Raw genomic sequence first — 19,074 nt, forward strand, 5'->3', positions numbered from 1 at the left:
TTGCTCTTATTTGGGAGAATAGACTATTCTCTCCGTTAAATATAGAGGTGCAGGGGATGCGAAATTCGAAATCTGCCCTTATAAAAAAAGAAACTCACGGATTCTGAACAAAAGGACCCCGTTCTTCCACTATTCTGGAGGATGAGGTCCTTTTGCACGCGCGAAAATTCATTTTATGAGTGGTACGGAATTACAACTACCCCATTACTTCTATCGTTTCTTCTCCTGCTTCATTCACAACGAATGATCAGACTTACGGACTATGCGTTCTTCTCCGCACAGCCCGTCAGGCCAAGCCGATTATCGGCGGTAATACGTGAAGGTGCCATTCTTCATTTTTTTCTCAATCCATCGCAGGAGAAAGGTCCGATATAACGGCCGGGTCAATGGAAACACCAGTGTAAATCCAATGATATCAGTGATGAAGCCCGGCAGAATCAACATCAGCCCGCCGAAAAAAATACATAAGCCGTCCAGCATGGTGCGGCCGGGGACACGCCCCTCCTCCACATGCCGTTTGCTGTCCTGCAGCACTTTCTTTCCTTCAAATCGCATCATCACAAGGCCGATCACTGAGGTTGTCAGCATCAGCAGCAATGTTTTGGGTGCGCCGAGAAAATCTGCAACATAGATAAACCCGAATAATTCCACGGCCGGGATAATAAATAATGCAGCCCATAGCCATTTGTTCCTCATCATAATGATCCCCCCTTATCCCGCAGCGTCCCTGTAATCGCATGAAACAGCTCCGGAAGGGCTCTGTCCAGCCTTGTAGGCTTCCATTCCCGGTTCAGCCAGACATGGCTTGTAGAGCCTGTAACCAGCAGTTCTCCGGGGTGATCACCCGCATAAAGCGGCGCCTTCATCCCTACATAAAAGTCAAGATCACCGACAGAATTACTCCCTTCCTTAGGCAGCCGCCGAATTTCATATTCGTAGACGACTCTCAGCTGAGAAAAGGTCGTCAGGCGCGCATACACGAGAATAAGATCATCATAGCGCGCCGGACTTTTAAATTGCAAATCTGCAGAGGTGACGGGTAGCAGCACCCCTCTATCTTCAAGATCCCGGTACGTAAAGCCAAGCTGGCGAAACATCTCCGTACGGCCGGTCTCGAACCAGTTCAAGTAATTGGCATGATAGACCACGCGCATTTGATCAGTTTCCTGATAACGGACACGAAAAACCGTCCCATACCAAGGGCTGGATGTTCCCAGATCACGTGAAGCCATAAGGAAATGCTCCTCTCTCTATTAAATAAAATTATGCGGACGTCAGGCACTGAGCCCCTCTGCGGGTATATTGTTTTTCCGCCGCGCACTCCTCGATACATAAATAAGCAGAACTGCCCCTGCGGCTGAACTCACCATGCACGCTACATTCATCGCCATAACACCACCCTGATTCAACAGAAATCCGTTCAGCAGGTTGCCGACGATCCCGGCAAATCCGGAGAAAACCATACTGAACACACTTTGCCCTGTAGCCTGCATGTCTGCCGACGTAATCTGTGATACATATTCCACCGCTGAAATATAGAACAGACCAAACGACAACCCATGCAGCACCTGTACCCCGATCATAACGGACGGATACGGAAATGCCACCTGAATGCCCCAGCGCAGCACATATATTAGCGCCCCGATCAGCAGTGTGCGTTCCCGGCCCAACCTGCGGATCACCTTGGAGGCGTACAGCATGGATGGCACATTAGTGACAGAGGCAATAAACAAGGCAATACCGGCAGAGCTGGTGGAGCCGCCGACTGTTTTGAAAGCAAGCACGAAATAGGTTCCGAACGCAGCCATCGTCTGATTGACAAGAAAACTGCCTCCAAGAAAGGCTAGAAACACCCGGTTGCCGAGCAACTTGCGCACTCCTTGGGAGAAGGACTGGCTCATCATATGATTTTCATCAGCTTGCTTGGGCAACGTCAAGGCAATCAGGACCGCAACCAGATTGAACAGCATAAACGGCAGCCAAATCGTCGACACAGAGAACGCAGTGATGTATCTGCCACCCAGATACCCGCCTACAGCTGCTCCTATACTCAACATGAGGCGAATGCTACCATAGCTTGACCCCACCCTATTCGCTGCCGCAATGGCGTAAGAATCGGCGATAGGGGCCTGTGTGGAGGAGAATATCGTGGCAATGGTATATACCAGGAGCAGTACGAAGAAGTATTCGGACTGATAAAAAACAGCCAACACAGCCGGTACAGCTACACTTAGGATAAGCACAAGCCGTGTCTGGTTATACCGGTCGGAAATAATGCCCCACATCGGCTGGATCACAATAGCGATCAAGGTGCCAGTGGCCATCAGCATGCCAATCTGGCTGCTGTCAAGCCCGTTGTGGACGAGCAGCAGCGTGAGATACGAGCCGAATGAGCCGCCAGCCAGCCCCAGAAAGAGATAGAAGCTGCGCAGCTTCAGAAGTTTTTCCATGTATGCCAAAAGTCCTCTCCATCCTATTTTTAACGGAACACCCATGCCTCGTATTTCTTTGGTGCATTAGATACAACAGAACCAATGAAGGTGGTGAATCTATGAATCACAGCATTTCTGTCAAGCGCCATCAGCCCTGTATTAAGGATAAAACCAATACATCACAGGCTCGCAACAAAGGGTTCGGCTGGTCCTCCAGTAACTGGAGCGGATATGCGATCAGGGGTAAAAAAGGAGCCTATCATCGAATTTCCGGCGAATGGCATGTTCCCTTCGTCAAACCCTCCGCCCGTTCAACCTATTCGTCTGCCTGGATTGGCATTGACGGCTTCGGGAACAGCAACCTGATTCAGACGGGGACAGGTCATACCTTCGAGAACGGAAAAGCGCATTATTATGCCTGGTGGGAAATCCTACCGGCATTTGAGACTATTATTCCACTACCGGTATCACCCGGTGATTCCATGCAGGCCAGCATCATCAAGATCAGCCGTACTAAATGGTGCATCACGCTCCGTAATCTGACCCGGAAATGGATCTTTCGAACTCACCAGTGCTACACCGGACCACAAAGCTCCGCCGAATGGATTTTGGAAGCCCCAAAGGTTAGCGGACGAATTACGGCGCTCGCCCGTGTAAGCCAAGTCCCCTTCAATCGGTGCCGGATTAACGGCAAACGAGCGAAGCTCACACCGGCACAGGGCGGAATTATGCTCCAGAACAAGATCACGATTGCTATACCTTCTTGTCCCAGCGCCTGTGGCGATGCTTTTACCGTCAGAAGAATCTACCGGCATAAAAGACCGTCCCCCTATATGAGTAGCTCCGTTCGATCTCGCTCCATTCCTAGACATCGGCCCCACTAGGATACCACAAATCATAGCAATCCGGACGTGAAAATAACCCCATGCATATGGGGTTATACTTCTGAAAAAAAAGCAATGGTGCATGCACCATTGCTTTTTGACATGGATCAACCTGCGGTAGGGGCAAGCCCCATACAGCCTTATTAGTTAGGAATTTGGCTCACTTTAACCAGGTTTGTGGAACCGGAACGGCCCAGTGGAATACCAGCAGTAATCACGACGAGATCGCCGCCTTGTACCAGACCGGAATCTTTACCACCTTTAAGTGCCGTTTCAAGCAGCTCGTCCGTAGAGGTTGCTACTTGTCCGTAAACCGGTGTTACGCCCCATACCAGAGACAATTGACGCATAGTTCTCTCTTGTGTTGTCACGGCAATGATAGGTGCTTTTGGACGGTATTTGGAAACTACACGTGCAGTATGACCAGTTACCGTGGAAGAAATGATTGCCTTAGCGTTCAGGTCCAGTGCGGAGATCGCAACGGATTGGCTGATCGCTTCAGTTACAGTTGTTTCTTGTGCAAATTGCTGTTTATTGAAGATTTCACGGTAATCCAGAGCGGATTCCGCTTTCTCAGCAATACGGGACATAGTCAGTACAGATTCAACTGGATATTTCCCTGCAGCAGTTTCGCCGGAGAGCATGATTGCATCCGTTCCGTCGAAGATTGCGTTCGCTACGTCACTCGCTTCAGCGCGGGTAGGACGCGGGTTACGTTGCATGGAATCCAGCATTTGGGTTGCTGTGATAACTGGTTTGCCAGCCACGTTGCATTTTTTGATCATCAGCTTTTGAGCCAATGGCACATCTTCAGCAGGGATTTCCACACCAAGGTCACCACGGGCAACCATCAGGCCGTCGGAAACTGCCAAAATTTCATCAAGGTTGTCAACACCTTGTTGGTTTTCGATTTTGGAAATGATTTGAATGTGGGAAGCGTTGTGCTTCTCAAGCAATTCGCGGATTTCCAGAACGTCGCTAGCTTTGCGAACGAAGGAAGCGGCGATAAAATCAATGTCCTGCTCGATCCCAAAAATGATATCGTTGGTGTCTTTTTCCGTAATACCAGGCAACGAGATAGCAACTCCAGGCACGTTAACACCTTTCTTGCTCTTAATCGTTCCGCCGTTGACAATACGGGTCTTGATTTCTGTGCCTTGAATGTCGACAACAGTCAAGCCGATCAGGCCGTCGTCGATCAGAATTGTGGAACCCACTTGAACATCGTTAGGAAGTTCGCTGTATGTGATAGAGATACGGTTTTGGTTACCCAAAATTTCTTCCGTAGTCAGTGTCAGATACTCGTCTTGTACCAGTTCAATTGGTTCTACTTCCAGCTTGCCTGTGCGAATCTCCGGTCCTTTGGTATCGAGCAGGATTGCAACCGTCTTGTTCAGTTCCGCAGATGCCTGACGGATGGTTTTAATCCGGTTTCCGTGCTCTTCGAAATCGCCGTGGGAGAAGTTCAGACGGGCTACATTCATACCAGCCAAAATCAATTTTTTGATATTCTCCAACGATTCACTAGCAGGACCGATCGTACATACAATTTTACTTTTCCGCATTAGGTTATCCTCCGTTTTTTCGTTCTCTCTGTCTCACTTTTTCCAACTACAGAATCTACTATAAGGCTTGTGGTTTGAATAGGAACTTTATCACATGTACCTTTTACTTCGCCCTTATGAATATTACTGCAACTCAGACACAAAATCAATGTTCCAGCGACTTTTTGCTGTAATTTCACGTCGAATTTTCAGAAAATGCCCTTAAAATAAAAATAATCCCGGCATGACACCAGGATTATTTCAATGGTATAAAATGGTTAATGGAAACTTCCAGCAACGTGGCGTTCCAAAATTATAATATGTCAGAAAGTGCAAATTAAAAGCAGGGCATTACTCCTTGCTCAGCACTTCTTCTTCCAGTATCAATTGCTCCTGCTGGGCTTCGGAAAACTCGCCGATTTTGCGGAACTTAAGATAACGATCCTCTTTCAGTTCGCCGCAATCCAGATCCGACAGCTCCTGCAAATGACGCCACAGCGCATCCTTGATCGCTACTGCCGTCGCCTCGTAATCACGATGTGCGCCGCCTTTCGGCTCCGGCACGATCTCCTCGATAACCTCCATGGCGAGCAAATCGTCCGCTGTAATCTTCATCGCTTCAGCTGCTACATCTGCCTTGGAGGCATCTTTCCACAGGATGGATGCCGCACCATTCGGGGAAATCGCTGAATAGATGGCATGCTCCAGCATCAGTACGCGATTCCCGACAGCCAGCGCGAGTGCACCTCCGCTGCCGCCTTCACCAATCACCACACAGATTACAGGAACACTAAGTTGGGACATCTCCAGCAAATTGCGGGCAATCGCTTCGGACTGACCTCTTTCTTCAGCGGTATTGCCGGGATAGGCGCCTTTGGTATCCACAAATGTGATGATTGGACGCTTGAACTTATCCGCCTGCTTCATCAGCCGCAGCGCCTTGCGGAAGCCCTCCGGGTGGGCACTGCCGAAGAAGCGCTGGATATTATCCTTCGTGTCCTTCCCGCGCTGCTGGCCCACTACGGTCACTGGCAAGCCATTCAGCTTGGCGATCCCGCCTACGACAGCCAGATCATCACCGAACATCCGGTCACCGTGCAGCTCGATGAAATCAGTAAAGATCAGATTGATCAGATCGAGCGAAGTCGGACGGCCTTGATGCCGGGCCAGGTGCATTTTTTGGGATGGAGAAATATTGGAGTACACCTCGTTCTCCAGCACCCGGTAACGATCTTCCAGACGTGCAACCTCATCGCTGAAATCGATACCCTTCTCTTCACCAAATTGCTTCAACTCAGCGATTTTTTTACGCATTTCAACCAGGGGCAATTCAAAAGGCAACTCTCCTGCCACCTAAACTCCCCCTTTCACATTATGCAGCTCCAGCAACTTGGAGAGTGTGGCACGCATTTCCTTGCGGTGTACCACCAGATCCAGCTGGCCATGCTGCAGGTTAAACTCTGCCGTCTGGAAATCATCCGGCAGCTTCTGGCGGATCGTCTGCTCAATCACAATCCGACCGGCAAAGCCGAAGACTGCTCCCGGCTCCGCTATAATAATATCGCCAAGGCTGGCAAAACTTGCGGATACACCGCCGGTTGTTGGGTCGGTGATAATGGAAATGTACAGCCCTCCGACTTCGCTAAAGCGAGCCAGTGCAGCACTGGTCTTCGCCATCTGCATCAGACTAAGAATACTCTCCTGCATCCGCGCACCGCCAGAGGTCGAGAAGATCAAGAGCGGTAGTCTTCTCTCCGTCGCCTCTTCAATAGCTCGGGTAATTTTCTCTCCGACAACCGAACCCATACTCCCGGTAAAGAACTCGAAATTCATCACCGCTACAATAACAGGCTGGCCTTCAATGGATCCCTGCCCTGTAATGACGGCATCGGGTTGTCCTGTCTTCAGTTGTTGTTGCTCCAGCTTGGTTGCGTAACCTGGAAATTCCAGTGGATCAACAGAAGTCATCTCGCTGTCAAACTCAATAAACCCTTCCGGGTCAAGTGTAATTGCTATACGCTCAGAAGCGTTCAGTCGCATATGGTACCCGCAGGACGGGCAGACCTTGAGGTTCTTCTCCAGTTCCTTGCTGTACTGGATCGTGCCGCACTTGCTGCACTTGCTCATCAGTCCTTCAGGAATCTCCCGTTTGGGGCGTTCGCCTTCCACCGGGCCGCCGCTTCGCTCCAGACGCTCTGAAGGAATCGTCGCGTACTTCCGTTTTTTCTGAAATAAATCTTTGAACAAGGGTCGCACCTCTTCAGCCGTTTATTTGAGTTATGCAGCTTGCCGCTGTCATATCTGCTTTATAAATAATCATTCAGGGATGCAAAATCAGATTTAGGACTTCCTGCACTTCTTCAAGTTCCCCTGAAGGCACCAGAATCTCAAACTGCTGCTTGGACATATTTACCGGACGGCATTTCACCAGAAATCCTTCTTCCGTAAGCTTGCTCTGAATCATATCCGCCACTCTGGCGGTTGGCGCGATATAGATTACCGTCCACATGCCCTGCAAGGCCTCCCCAATCTTAATTCCCACCCGTATCCCGTATAATGGAATCATGATAACACAGTTCTCTTTTTCCCCGCAACAGGACACCCGCCAGGAATGGAAGACTAGGGCAGACCGGTAAGCTCTGAATCATCCGTTGTTTATTGGTCGCTGCCAGTAGGTCCAGGATAGACTTTTGCCCCTTCGTGACGGTGCGCAATCCGCGCAGAGGCCGCCGCGGCAATGCCCGCCACGAGGTCATCCATGAACACATGAATCCTGCCTTTATCATCGTTCAGTTGGCCGATAATGCCAAGCTTTATTTTATCCAGGTACCCAAATCCGGTGAGACCGATCATCCCGTACACGCTGGTAATACCAAGCGCTAGCGTCTCGTCCACCCCGTACAGCGATTCATCGGCTTCCAGCACAGCTTGCAGCGGCTGCGGCAATTGCTTCTGCTCCGCCAGCTCATCCAGTGCAATTCCTGTCATCAGCGTATACTGTACCTCCCGCTTGCCAAGGACCGCTCTCACACTTGAAAGGCACTCTTCCTCCGTTAAGGCGGGATAATATGCTGACTGCAAAGTATATACAATTTTCGCGATGGACGACAAGGTTACGCCGCGACTCTCCAGTAAATCTATTGCAAACTCCTGATATGACATGATGATGTTCCCCTTTCCGCACAGGATATGCCATGTGGTTTCCTAAATGTATGCGAAAAAGGAGTGAAATGTTCTTATTTTATTCTCACTGTACCTGCACCCAGCATGCTTTCAATGGCTGTGAGCAGGGCCGGAGAGGGATCGATCCGGTAGCTGTCACTGAGCGCGAGCAGCTTCTGCGAGCGCTCGTAGAACAGCACGGTTGCGACAGGCCCCGGATGGGCCTGAAGCAGCCCGTTCAGGCGCGGCAGCAAGCCTGACTCCTCGGTATGCGGCGTGATCTTGATGAACACGCGCTGGCCGTTCTCTGTGGCCGGCGGACGGCTCTGTCCGGAGGCCACAGGCCCCCCCGGCGCAGGCGCAGGCGCCGACGGCGGGGTGGCTGGAGGCGCCCCTGCCGGTCCACCGGCAGCGCCGACGGCACTTGCGGCCGCAGGGCCGCGGGACGGCGCGGAACCTGCCGTCCGCCCCGCAGATGCGGAGCGGCCCCCGCCCTGAGTGCGGGCCGCGGCAGCATTGCGGCGCTGCAGCAGACCGCGCAGCGCATCACCCGAGAGCGGCGCGACCTCCTCGGCGAGCAGCTTGAAGCCTTCGTCTTCCTGCTGCACCTTGGCCCGGAGGGCAAGCAGCGCGCCTTTATCGATCAGGCTGCGGCTTCGCTTCCACACCTCGGGGAACAATACGACCTCGCAGCGCTCGATCTGATCCTCCCACTCGATGAAGGCCATGGCCTTGCCCGCCTTCGTCGTAATTTCCTTAACAGACACGACCATTCCGGCCGTGACAGTCTGACTCTCGTCCGGGACTTCGCTGAGGTCCATCAGCCGCTGGATGCCCTGCTCTTCCAGCAAGCCTGCACTGTCGTCCAGCGGGTGGCCGGACAGGTACAAGCCCAGCAGCTCACGCTCCAGCTCCAACTGCTGCCCTACTGAGAACCGAGGGATATCAGGGTAGCGAATCTCCCAATTGGGAGTCTCGACCAGATCATCGAACAACTGGATCTGCAGTTCGTCCCGCTCCTTGCGCCATTTTACTGCCGCATCCACTGTCTCATCCAGCATGGCCAAAAGCTGAGCCCGATGCCCAGGAAGACGATCGAAAGCACCGGCCTGCACCAGCGATTCCACCACCCGCTTGTTGCAGACCCGTAGGTCCACGCGTCGACAAAAATCGAGTAAACTGTCGAATGGACGCTCCTTGCGGGTCTCCATAATATTCTCCACGGCCAGTGTGCCGACATTCTTCACAGCGGCAAGGCCGAAGCGGATATGCCCCGCGTCCTCGCCAGACACCGGAGTGAACAGCACGCCGCTCTCGTTGACATCCGGCGGCGTAACACCGATTCCCATCCGGCGGCATTCCAGCACGTATTCCGCCACCTTCCGGTGGGTTCCCATCACTGCAGTCAGCATGGATGCCATGAACTGCACCGGATAATGGTGCTTCAGATAAGCTGTCTGGAAAGCCAGTACACCATAAGCGGCAGCGTGAGCGCGCGGGAAGCCGTAATCCGCAAAGCGCACAATCATGTCATATACGGCGTTGGCATCCTCTTCGGTGTAACCCTGCTTCAGACTGCCCTGCACAAAGTGACTGCGTTCCTTGTCCAGCGTCTCCCGCTTCTTCTTCGACACCGCACGGCGCAGCAGATCTGCCTCTCCAAGCGAGAAGCCTGCCATCAGGGAGGCAATCTGCATAATCTGTTCCTGATAGACAATAATGCCATACGTATCCGACAAAATCGGCGCCAGATCAGCATGCGGGAATTCCACCTCTATATGACCATGCTTACCGGCGATAAACTTCGGAATGAACTCCATTGGACCCGGACGGTATAGCGCGAGAACTGAAATTACATCCTCAAAACCGCTTGGTCTCAGATCCTTCAGCACCCGTCTGACACCAGCCGATTCCAGTTGAAAGACCCCTGTGGTCTCACCGGCTCCCAGCATTTCATAAGTCCCGGGATCATTGTCTGGAATCAACCGGAAATCGGGAGGACTGCCGGTCATTTCCTTGATCCAGTTCATCGTCCGCTCAATAATCGACAAAGTCCGCAGGCCCAGAAAGTCCATTTTCAACAAACCAACGCTCTCCAAATGCTCCATGGAATACTGCGTCAAGGCTGTACTTTCATTGCCCTCTTGTAGCGGTACTGCATCCGTCAGCGGTCCCTTGGAGATCACAACCCCTGCAGCATGGGTCGAAGCGTGGCGAGGCATGCCCTCGACCTTCATCGCCATATCTAGCAGTTCCCGTGTTCTCAAGTTAGTCTCATACATCGCCTTCAGATCCGGGGATGTCTCCAGCGCCCGGGCAATGCTGATGCCGAGTTGACCCGGAATAAGCTTCGCAGCCTTATCCACCTCGCCGTAAGGCAGGTTGAGCACCCGGCCCACGTCGCGCACCGCCGCCCGTGCAGCCATCGTACCGAACGTAATGATCTGCGCCACATGCTCACTGCCGTATTTATCCACGACATAGCTGATAACCTCGTCACGCCGTTCGTCGCTAAAATCGATATCAATATCCGGCATGGTGATCCGTTCGGGATTCAGAAAGCGCTCAAAGAGCAAATTATATTTAAGCGGGTCAACATCAGTAATCCGCAGCACATAGGCTGTCAGGCTGCCTGCGGAGGAACCCCGGCCCGGCCCGGTGGCAATACCCTTCTGGTGACAATAAGCGATAAAGTCCCACACAATTAGGAAATAATCGCTAAAGCCCATGTTCCCGATGACACCCAGTTCATAGGCCAGTCTCTCTTCGGCTTGCTTTCTTTGTTCCGGCGATTCCCACAATGGCGTATCTCCGTACCGTTCCTCAAGTCCCTTTCCGCAGAGCTGCTGCAAATAGGAAGCAGCATCCATCCCTTCCGGCAATGGCGAGTATGCTGGCAAAATGTGATTGCCAAAGACCAGCTCCAGATTGCACTTGTCTGCAATCACAGCCGTGTTGGCAATAGCCTGCGGCACATGCGGGAACAACGCCGCCATCTCTTCTCCGCTCTTCAGATACAGCTGATTGGAGCCTATCTTCAGCCGCTCCTCGTCATCCACAGTCTTGCCCGTGCCGATGCAGATCAGTACATCCTGCACCTCAGCATCCGCTTTGGTCAGATAGTGGGCATCATTGGTTACCACAAGGGGAATCTCGCATTCCGCGGCAAGCGCAATCAGCTTCGGATTCACTCGTTTCTGTTCAGCAATACCATGATCCTGCAGCTCCAAATAGAAGTCTTCGCCAAAAATCTCTTTATACCGCAGTGCCGCCCGGCGCGCTTCTTCATCCCTGCCATGCAGCAGATGCTGCGGTACTTCACCACCCAGACAAGCACTGAGACAAATAATGCCCTCCGCATGTGCGGCAAGGGCATCCATATCTATCCGCGGTTTATAGTGATGGCCCTCCAGATGTCCGATAGAGACCAGCTTCATCAAGTTTCGGTACCCGATCTCGTTCTTAACGAGCAGGATCAAATGATAAATGGGTTGGTCCTTGCGGCTACCCCGTTCCCGGCGTGAACCAGCCGTCAAATAGGCTTCGCAGCCGATTATAGGTTTGATGCCTTTCGCTAGGCAAGCTTTATAAAAGGGAATGGCCCCGTACATCACTCCATGATCCGTAAGCGCCAGCGATGTCATGCCGTATTCGCTGGCCCGGCGCACAAGATCGGTAATCCGCGCCGCTCCGTCCAGTAAACTGTATTCGCTGTGCACATGCAAATGCACGAAAGAGCTCATGATCCCACTTCCTTCCACTCCAAAAATCAAACATAATATGAAACTATTTTATCATATTAGAGGGGGACACGCCCATAGAATGGAGAGTGAGCATAGGGACAGGCCGAGGCAGAGGATGGCCGCGTTCCGGAAAGGGGCTATTATGAGCATTTTTTTGAGCAAGGCTGTCCTTGATTTCTTTATCGCCTGCGGAATTGTCCTCGGCGGAGCGATGCTCGGAGGCATCGGTGCTGTTCTCTCCCTTCAACCGCCTACAGATACCATGCTGGACGTGGCCAACCGGATCAAAATTTGGGCGCTTGCCGCCGCGGTGGGCGGAACGATCGATCCCATGCGGGTCATCGAAAGCAATGTATTTGACGGCAATCTGTCTCCGGCGATCAAGCAGATCCTCTATCTTGTCTTCGCTTTTCTTGGCGCTCATATGGGCAGTGAACTAGTCAAATGGGTCTGTGGCAGGGGGTAGTGATGTGAGGATTCCGCCCTTTCACCGCTACCGCCGCTTCTCGCAAATTATCGCCATATTTGTGCTGGGAATGGTCGCAGGGAGCGTTGTATACAACGCAATTTTTCATATGGGATATAATGTGCTGTGGGTGCAGAATCAGGATCTGCTCGTCCAGAATGAACAGTACCGTAAGGATATAGAGACCCTTAAGAAATACAACAACAGCTCTACAGTCATCCGGGAAATCAAGCTCCGAGCCGAGGAAGGCAAGACCAAGGAGGGGGAGCCAGTCATGGACCCTGCCAGTGTGAAGGAGATCATCAGTAAAATGAGCAAGGACCTCGCACCGATGCGTGGCCGCAGCATGTTCGAAATTGATACGGATGGCAAGCTGGCCCGCCTTCTGCTGGACGGAAAGCTCTACATTGTACGAGACAAAGAATATGCCGTACGCATCCGCACGATGCTTGTCATGGAAGGCGTGCTGCAAATCTGGGTGGAAATCAATCCTTACAAGCGCAGCTGAGGACAATCATGATACAATAAAAGGCAGCGGCAGGCGTTCATCCTCGAACCCTGCAAACCGACTCTCGTAGACCTGAAAAGGAGCTGCCTGACCATGATTATGTTCGTCAAGTACACGTTATTCATTCTGCTGGTCGCCTTTGTCATCGGCGCGGCCTACTACAGCTTCGCTTCCCGCCGCAGCGCGGACCCCGTGGATCGCGGACTCAAAAAATCCTTCATGAATATGCTGCTGGGCGCGATGCTCTTAACCTTGGCCATGATGTCCATGTTCCTCTACCGCGGTTCCACCGTCGGCATCATTGTCGAGGCTGCCTTCCTGATCATCGGCATCTTCAATCTGTTCTCGGGGCTGCGCAGCTTCGGGCATTACAGCCGTCTCAAGATAGCAGCCGAAGACGAGGCCACAGCCCAATCTGCGGGCTCTAAACGCTGATTACAGAGCCAAATGCATACGTTAAATGGGGCTATCCCGAAACTAGGTATATTCCTTGGTGAAATGCCCATCAGCTTAAAAAATAATGCAAAAAAATAGAACATGGCGGTGCTCAGGAAGTTCCTGGACCCGCCATGTTCTATTTTGACCGAAGCTCCCCTGTTGCGGTCGATGCTCCCTGTTATGGTTGACGTCCTCCCCTGTTGCGGTCGGAGCCCCCTGTTCTGGTCCACGCCTCCCCTGTTGCGGTCGATGCTCCCTGTTGCGGTCGACGTCCTCCCCTGTTGCGGTCGGAGCCCCCTGTTCTGGTCCACGCCTCCCCTGTTGTGGTCGGCGCTCCCTGTTCTGGTCCACGCCTCCCCTGTTGCGGTCGGCACTCCCTGTTGTGGTCGACGTCCTCCCCTGTTGCGGTCGGCGCCTTGCTTGAGCAAGGGATGATCAAGCTAGAACCATTCGGCCTTTAGCCGTGCAGATCCGGTAAAGTAGAAATGGATGTCATGCAGCGCTTAAACAACTGGATATTCTCCCGTTAATTTTCCGAAAATAGAGTGTCTCCAAAAAATAACAGGAAATACTCCTGTTATTCTCCAGGATCCCTCTGGATTTTCCTATACAAGGGAAAAACAACTGGAGAATTTCCCTTTAATTCGAGTAAAACCCTTGAAAAGGGAGAATTAACGGTATTTTTTCCTGCTAAATCAAAGCCAAGCTTTAAATGTAGGACATGAGGACGCACCGCTCTCTGACCAGCACGCCATGCTGCGCTACATGTGTACGGAGGTGCACGGTCCCCTTTTATTTATAATTCATCTCCGGAATCTGTACCTTCAGAGCCAGTTGCCCTTATCCGTGGTCGATCGATTGCAGCATCAGCACAGCCTTGGCTACGAGCGTATCCTGGTGACTGATCTCAATCTCGATCTTGCAGGTCCGGCGGCTGCTCTCCAGCAGCTTCGGCATAACAATTACAGAATGCTCAATTTGCACCGGCCGAATGAAGTAGGTGGACATATTGTCCAGCACATAGTCATTGCCGGTGATGTCCTTGGCCGCTTTGAACGCAGACAGGGTCATCAGCGTAGACAGCACTCCCTCCGATATCGTCCCAAGATCCGTTGCCATCTGCGGGGTGATGAAGCCGTGAAAGAACAAATGCCCCTCCTCGTCCCGCTCTTCCGCGAATCCGTTCCAGATGAGATGGTCGAAGGTCTCGCCAAGCTGTGGCTGATTGCGAACATCCCGCAAGCTCTGCAGCACTTCCTTACGAGTCAGTGAGCCGACCAGCTTGCGGTTGCGGTCCACAATCGGCAGGAAGTCGATCCCTTCCCACATCATGATCTGAGCCGCTGATGCCAAGGAGGTTTGCAGCCCGGCAGTGACGGGATTGCGAATCATCGCCTTCTCAATATTTTGCCCTGCCGTCAAGGTCTCCACATCACGGCGGCCGATGATGCCAATGACGCGGTTCCATTCATCAGTTACCGGGAACCGCTGCTCCCCGCTGTCCTGGGACAGCTGAAGCAATTCGCCGGCTGTACTGGATATTTTCAGCGTATGCAGCCTGGGCCTGCTATCCAGAATATCCTCCACGAGCATGATTTTCTTCTTAATCAGCCTGTCGAAAATCGCCCGGTTAATCATCGATGCGACCGTAAAGGTATCATGTCTGGACGAAATCACCGGCAGATCCAACTGGTCAGCCAGTGCTTTAACCTCGCGGCTTGTTCCAAAGCCCCCCGTGACCAGCACCCCGGCCCCTTGTTCCAGCGCCAGCGAATGGACATCATCACGGTTCCCGACAATCAGCAGACTGTCTGCATCGATATAACGAATCATCGCGTCGACCTTCATCGCCCCGATGACATACTTGTGCAAATGCTTGTTCAAGCCGCCCGCGCCGCCCAGCACATGGCCCTCGACAATATCCACAACGTCTCCGAAGGTGAGCTGCTCGGAAATATTGCGCGGCTTCTTCTCCACCCGAACGGTGCCGATCCGCTCCTTGGTAATTACAATGCCGAGGTTCTCAGCTTCCTTGACGGCCCGGTACGCCGTACCCTCGCTGACGGCCAATTCTTTTGCCAGTTTGCGGACCGATATCTTGGTACCGACCTTTAGACTTTCAATGTGCTGCAGCAGCTGTTCATGTTTGGTAATTGCATCGCCTTGACCTTCCAACTGTTACACCCCCATGACCCGATCTGTACTATACTGTTCTATTATACACGGGGAGAAAGCCCTAGTTCAACAGGGTTTCAGGGCTCGGTCAGAGAGAAATCCGGGATACTCCATGCAACCTCAAAAACCCCCTGCGCTCACCATTATGGTGAATTCAGGGGGTTGTCCTGCGGCAATCTATCATTTTTGCACGACTCTCTTCTCCTCATACCACCGGCCCCAGGCTGCAATCTTCTCCTTACGTACAGCCTCCAGCCGCTTCTGCTTCTCCTCATCCACCCCAATAATAAAGTGCAGATGAGCAGCAATGACCAGAAAAGCAAAGACCGACCAAACAACCCCAAATCCGAACACCCAGCTCGGCCCATTGGCCAGCGACAGCTTCGGAATAGCGTACAGCAGCATAGCCAGTGCTATGATCAGGTAAAGACTGTGCTTGAACTTATTTCTTTTTTTCATGGAAAACAGCTCCTTGTCCAAAGTTTATTCACAGTGGCCGTGTGAATCTATATCTCTACTCTATGAACACAGAGCCGGAAATATGAGACAAGTCTACAAAAAACTTATCTTTGACTTTCAGGACTGGTATAATCTGTAACTGAAGAAGGTATAGCCCTATAGTACATAACGACCGCTGCACTTCATCCAATCAGAGAGGCGTGGAATGCCATGAACAGAGCCTTTACCCATACCGAATACGTTATTCGTAAAAAAGTATTCTCCGTCCTGGGGGCCAAACTCCATATCTATGACAGTGCAGGAGAGCTGGTCTTATACTCCCATCTTAAAGCGTTCAAACTCAAGGAAGATATCTCCATCTATACGGATGAGAGTATGTACAAAGAACTTCTGCGCATCAAAGCCCGCAGCATCATCGACTTCGGGGCCACCTATGATGTGCATGACACTGAAACCGGAGAACATCTCGGTGCATTGCGGCGCAAGGGATTCAAATCGATTTTAAAGGACGAATGGACCATCCTCGACAGCCATGACCTGGAGATTGGAAAAATCAAGGAGGAGAGCATCGCTATGGCGCTGCTGTGTCGAATCTTCCCTATCATTCCCCAGAATTACAATGTCGTGGTAGACGGGATATCCATTCCAGTGTTCCGCCGGAACTTCAATCCGTTCGTGTCCAAAGTGACCGCCGATTTTGCGGACGACAGAAAAACCATGATCGACCGAAGGCTCGGCATAGCTGCGGGCATTCTGCTCTGTGCTATTGAGAACAAGCAGGAATAAACGAGTGAACTTCTTTGATTACAGTTTGTTTGTCAGAATTGTCTATTAGCACACTAAACTATGTTGGGTTCATCTCAAAGTGGAATCCATTTCAAAATTAGTGGCTGCTTCTTCCGGTAACGGACTCCAAAGACTTTATTGACTAGAGATTCCCCCCTTCAAGAAGCTAACGGACCCCAGAGACCCTATGCATAGACATCCTGTTCAAAATCCGCTGTTGGGGACGAAATAACGTCACCTGTGTCCATTACATTTTTCAGGAGTAGTTTTATGCGGTAATAACGACTCTACGGTCCGTTAGCCCACACGTGCAGTCTTCAACCTACAGTGGTTAGTCCGCATATGCAGTCTTCAGCCTACAGTCGTTAGCCGACACGTGCAGTCCTCAACCTACAGAACGTTTGCTTACACGTACAGCCTTAAACCTACTGTTCGTTAGCTCCCACAGGCAACTTTAACCTTCTGAACGAATTGTTTGGTCAGGTTATTTTAGCAAGCAGGAATAATGACGTGAACCTCTTTGCTGTGTATTGTCATGTATTTTCTCACTAAAAAAAAGGGTACTCCCCAGGCTTTCGCCGAGGGAGTACCCTTTTTTTATATGACACGTAGAATGCTAAGGATTAGCCCAGTTCTCCGTAAAGCTCCTGCAAGCTCTCCGTAATAATCTTGTTTACGTCCTCGATCACTACGCTTAGGCGACGTTCTGCATCGAACAGGCGACGGATGCCGAGATTCAGGTTCAGCACCTCAAACAGCTTCTCCATCTTCTCCATTTCTTCTTGTGCCGGCATCTCTCCACTCATCATACGCTGCTGCATTTCTGCCTGGTTCTGGCGGAAGCTCTCCAGCATCGCTTTACCTTCAGGGTCAGCATCAACCAGCTTCATCGCTGCAGAAATATCTGCCACCTCGCTGCTATCTTTGATGGCCCGTGCCAATTCATGTGCTTTGTCATAAACGTTCATTACTTCATTCCTCCTAGATTGTTATTAAAAAAATAGGTCAATCACCAAGGGTCAGATGTCTCCATATGATGAATGATATGCAACCCTTAGCTATCAATTTGCCGGCATCATGCTACCGGAAGGAGATCCAAGATGTCTAAGCTCAAGATCCCTGTCCAAACGGTCCAATCGAGCATCCTGCAGGAAAATGCCCTCATGCTTGGAGACCGATCCATGAAAAGATTGAAAATTCCGGCACACGGTACGCTTCAGCTCGCCTTCGGCTCATTCCGGCAGGACGTAACCGTCATTCCGGTTCCAAAGTCCGACGGTTTGCGCATAAGTGAGGGGCTGGCGGGGCGGGCCGGATTTAAATTCCGGCATAAACTTAACGTCTCCTACAGCACGGGTAGCCGCACCCTCCGGCTTGGACCATTGATCGGCGTTCTTGTCAGCCGCCACTATCCCGATCAGCCCGATCGGCTGTTTGGAGCCATCACGATGTTCTGCCGGGAATTGACCAATGCCTGCCATGCACAGGGAGCCTATGTATATTTCATTACCCCTGAAGCGCTGGAGACACCCAGTTCTTCCATTCAGGGCTGGGTATACGAAGAGGGCTGGCGTAAGCGAAGTCTGCCCATTGCCGATGTCATCAACAACCGACTCACCACGCGCAAGGTAGAGAACAAACCTAGCGTACAGCATTTCCTGGCCGATGTAAAATCACGCTACGGCACACATTTCTTCAACGAAAAATTCCTTGACAAAACAGAGGTGTTCGAAGCATTGAAACAGGATACCTCCTTGCAGCGGTACTTGCCAGAATCTCATATGCTGACCGGTTCTGCCGTTCTGAAGAGAATGTGCAGTCATTACCAGAGCGTCTTCCTGAAACCTGTACGCGGAAGTCTAGGCAAGGGTATCCTCCGCATTTCCAGGGAAGAAGGCGGCGGATACCGGCTGCAGTCCACCACACCTATGGGTACCCGCAAGCAGTCCTACCCCAGTCTTACGAAGCTATTTCAGGCCATCGCCCCCAAAATGAAAAGCACCCGTTACCAAATCCAGCAGGGCCTTCCGCTGATGGAACTGGGTCGGAGGCCTGTCGATTTCCGGGCTCTGGTGCAGAAGAATGGCACTGGCAAATGGGGTGTTACTTCCATCGTCGCCCGTACGGCTGGCAACAATCATTTCGTGTCGAATCTGGCGCGGGGCGGTACTCTCAGCACCGTCCGGGAAGCGGTGAACAAAAGCAGCCTTCCTTCCGGTGTGAAGGATAGTGTGCAGCTCGGATTGCCCCGAGCCGCCCTTGCTATAGCCCGCGGGATAGAGAGTCATATCCCCGCTCACTTCGGTGAACTTGGAATCGATCTGGCCCTCGACCAATCCGGCCGGATCTGGCTTCTGGAAGTGAACTCCAAGCCATCCAAGAACGACAACACACCGCTGAACGATCAAAAAATAAGACCGTCCGTCAAACAAATGGTTCTGTACTGCCGTTACCTGGCCGGTTTATAAGGAGGACCT

Annotated in this window: 18 protein-coding genes; 6 read left to right on the forward strand and 12 right to left on the reverse strand. The window is 51.8% G+C overall.

All coding sequences use genetic code 11. The features are described from left to right. Nucleotides 1-300 precede the first annotated feature (300 nt). From ACFVU8_RS21175 to ACFVU8_RS21185, 3 genes are read right to left on the reverse strand one after another with little or no spacing between them, the layout of a single operon-like run. Nucleotides 301-699 (reverse strand): FxsA family protein, encoded by a 399-nt coding sequence (locus tag ACFVU8_RS21175; protein ID WP_175374262.1) that lies wholly within the window; start codon nt 697-699, stop codon nt 301-303. Then, nucleotides 696-1,232, reverse strand: coding sequence for an acyl-CoA thioesterase (locus ACFVU8_RS21180; RefSeq protein ID WP_387430010.1), 537 nt, complete (start codon nt 1,230-1,232; stop codon nt 696-698). The genes ACFVU8_RS21175 and ACFVU8_RS21180 overlap by 4 nt, the downstream gene beginning before the upstream one ends. A gap of 42 nt (nt 1,233-1,274) precedes the next feature. After that, the gene (locus ACFVU8_RS21185; RefSeq protein ID WP_379464923.1) at nt 1,275-2,450 is read right to left on the reverse strand and encodes an MFS transporter; all 1,176 of its coding nucleotides are present in this window, start codon (nt 2,448-2,450) and stop codon (nt 1,275-1,277) included. A gap of 101 nt (nt 2,451-2,551) precedes the next feature. On the opposite strand from ACFVU8_RS21185, the gene ACFVU8_RS21190 reads away from it, so the two are divergent. Then, on the forward strand, nt 2,552-3,316 hold the full coding sequence (locus ACFVU8_RS21190) for a G1 family glutamic endopeptidase (protein WP_387430012.1): 765 nt from the start codon (nt 2,552-2,554) through the stop codon (nt 3,314-3,316). Nucleotides 3,317-3,459: 143 nt separating this feature from the next. On the opposite strand, the gene pyk is transcribed toward ACFVU8_RS21190, so the two are convergent. From pyk to ACFVU8_RS21220, 6 genes are all read right to left on the reverse strand, one after another. Further along, nucleotides 3,460-4,881 carry a pyruvate kinase gene (gene pyk / locus ACFVU8_RS21195; RefSeq protein WP_175374258.1) on the reverse strand — a complete coding sequence of 474 codons (1,422 nt, stop codon included), beginning with the start codon at nt 4,879-4,881 and terminating at the stop codon, nt 3,460-3,462. Nucleotides 4,882-5,211: 330 nt separating this feature from the next. Then, nucleotides 5,212-6,213 carry an acetyl-CoA carboxylase carboxyltransferase subunit alpha gene (locus ACFVU8_RS21200; RefSeq protein ID WP_379464925.1) on the reverse strand — a complete coding sequence of 334 codons (1,002 nt, stop codon included), beginning with the start codon at nt 6,211-6,213 and terminating at the stop codon, nt 5,212-5,214. Then, nucleotides 6,214-7,107 (reverse strand): acetyl-CoA carboxylase, carboxyltransferase subunit beta, encoded by an 894-nt coding sequence (gene accD / locus ACFVU8_RS21205; RefSeq protein WP_379464926.1) that lies wholly within the window; start codon nt 7,105-7,107, stop codon nt 6,214-6,216. Between the two features lie 73 nt (nt 7,108-7,180). Further along, nucleotides 7,181-7,369, reverse strand: a complete 189-nt coding sequence (locus tag ACFVU8_RS21210; RefSeq protein ID WP_175374313.1) for a glutamate decarboxylase — start codon at nt 7,367-7,369, stop codon at nt 7,181-7,183. A gap of 146 nt (nt 7,370-7,515) precedes the next feature. After that, nucleotides 7,516-8,022, reverse strand: coding sequence for a phosphatidylglycerophosphatase A family protein (locus ACFVU8_RS21215; protein ID WP_175374255.1), 507 nt, complete (start codon nt 8,020-8,022; stop codon nt 7,516-7,518). A gap of 74 nt (nt 8,023-8,096) precedes the next feature. After that, on the reverse strand, nt 8,097-11,765 hold the full coding sequence (locus ACFVU8_RS21220; protein ID WP_387430014.1) for a DNA polymerase III subunit alpha: 3,669 nt from the start codon (nt 11,763-11,765) through the stop codon (nt 8,097-8,099). A gap of 142 nt (nt 11,766-11,907) precedes the next feature. Here ACFVU8_RS21220 and ACFVU8_RS21225 point away from each other — a divergent pair, with 142 nt between their 5' ends. The 3 genes from ACFVU8_RS21225 to ACFVU8_RS21235 all read left to right on the forward strand — a co-directional run bounded on the left by ACFVU8_RS21225 (nt 11,908) and on the right by ACFVU8_RS21235 (nt 13,174). After that, nucleotides 11,908-12,231, forward strand: a complete 324-nt coding sequence (locus ACFVU8_RS21225; RefSeq protein ID WP_379202465.1) for a YtrH family sporulation protein — start codon at nt 11,908-11,910, stop codon at nt 12,229-12,231. 4 nt (nt 12,232-12,235) lie between these two features. Beyond that, nucleotides 12,236-12,739 carry a sporulation membrane protein YtrI gene (locus ACFVU8_RS21230; RefSeq protein WP_379464928.1) on the forward strand — a complete coding sequence of 168 codons (504 nt, stop codon included), beginning with the start codon at nt 12,236-12,238 and terminating at the stop codon, nt 12,737-12,739. A 93-nt stretch (nt 12,740-12,832) separates the two neighbouring features. Then, nucleotides 12,833-13,174 (forward strand): YtpI family protein, encoded by a 342-nt coding sequence (locus ACFVU8_RS21235; RefSeq protein ID WP_379464929.1) that lies wholly within the window; start codon nt 12,833-12,835, stop codon nt 13,172-13,174. An 843-nt stretch (nt 13,175-14,017) separates the two neighbouring features. On the opposite strand, the gene ACFVU8_RS21240 is transcribed toward ACFVU8_RS21235, so the two are convergent. Both ACFVU8_RS21240 and ACFVU8_RS21245 read right to left on the reverse strand, forming a co-directional pair. Continuing rightward, nucleotides 14,018-15,352, reverse strand: a complete 1,335-nt coding sequence (locus tag ACFVU8_RS21240) for a DRTGG domain-containing protein (RefSeq protein WP_175374251.1) — start codon at nt 15,350-15,352, stop codon at nt 14,018-14,020. 180 nt (nt 15,353-15,532) lie between these two features. Beyond that, the gene (locus ACFVU8_RS21245; protein ID WP_379464930.1) at nt 15,533-15,811 is read right to left on the reverse strand and encodes a hypothetical protein; all 279 of its coding nucleotides are present in this window, start codon (nt 15,809-15,811) and stop codon (nt 15,533-15,535) included. Between the two features lie 210 nt (nt 15,812-16,021). Between ACFVU8_RS21245 and ACFVU8_RS21250 the strand changes: the two genes are divergently transcribed. Further along, nucleotides 16,022-16,597 (forward strand): LURP-one-related family protein, encoded by a 576-nt coding sequence (locus tag ACFVU8_RS21250; RefSeq protein WP_387430016.1) that lies wholly within the window; start codon nt 16,022-16,024, stop codon nt 16,595-16,597. Between the two features lie 623 nt (nt 16,598-17,220). Here the strand turns inward: ACFVU8_RS21250 and ACFVU8_RS21255 are convergent. Continuing rightward, nucleotides 17,221-17,565 (reverse strand): YlbF/YmcA family competence regulator, encoded by a 345-nt coding sequence (locus tag ACFVU8_RS21255; protein ID WP_175374248.1) that lies wholly within the window; start codon nt 17,563-17,565, stop codon nt 17,221-17,223. A 132-nt stretch (nt 17,566-17,697) separates the two neighbouring features. Between ACFVU8_RS21255 and ACFVU8_RS21260 the strand changes: the two genes are divergently transcribed. Beyond that, nucleotides 17,698-19,065 (forward strand): YheC/YheD family endospore coat-associated protein, encoded by a 1,368-nt coding sequence (locus ACFVU8_RS21260; protein ID WP_379464932.1) that lies wholly within the window; start codon nt 17,698-17,700, stop codon nt 19,063-19,065. Nucleotides 19,066-19,074: the final 9 nt, after the last annotated feature.

It is taken from the genome of Paenibacillus sp. NPDC058177, assembly GCF_042883835.1.
GTDB lineage: Bacteria > Bacillota > Bacilli > Paenibacillales > Paenibacillaceae > Paenibacillus_AQ > Paenibacillus_AQ agri.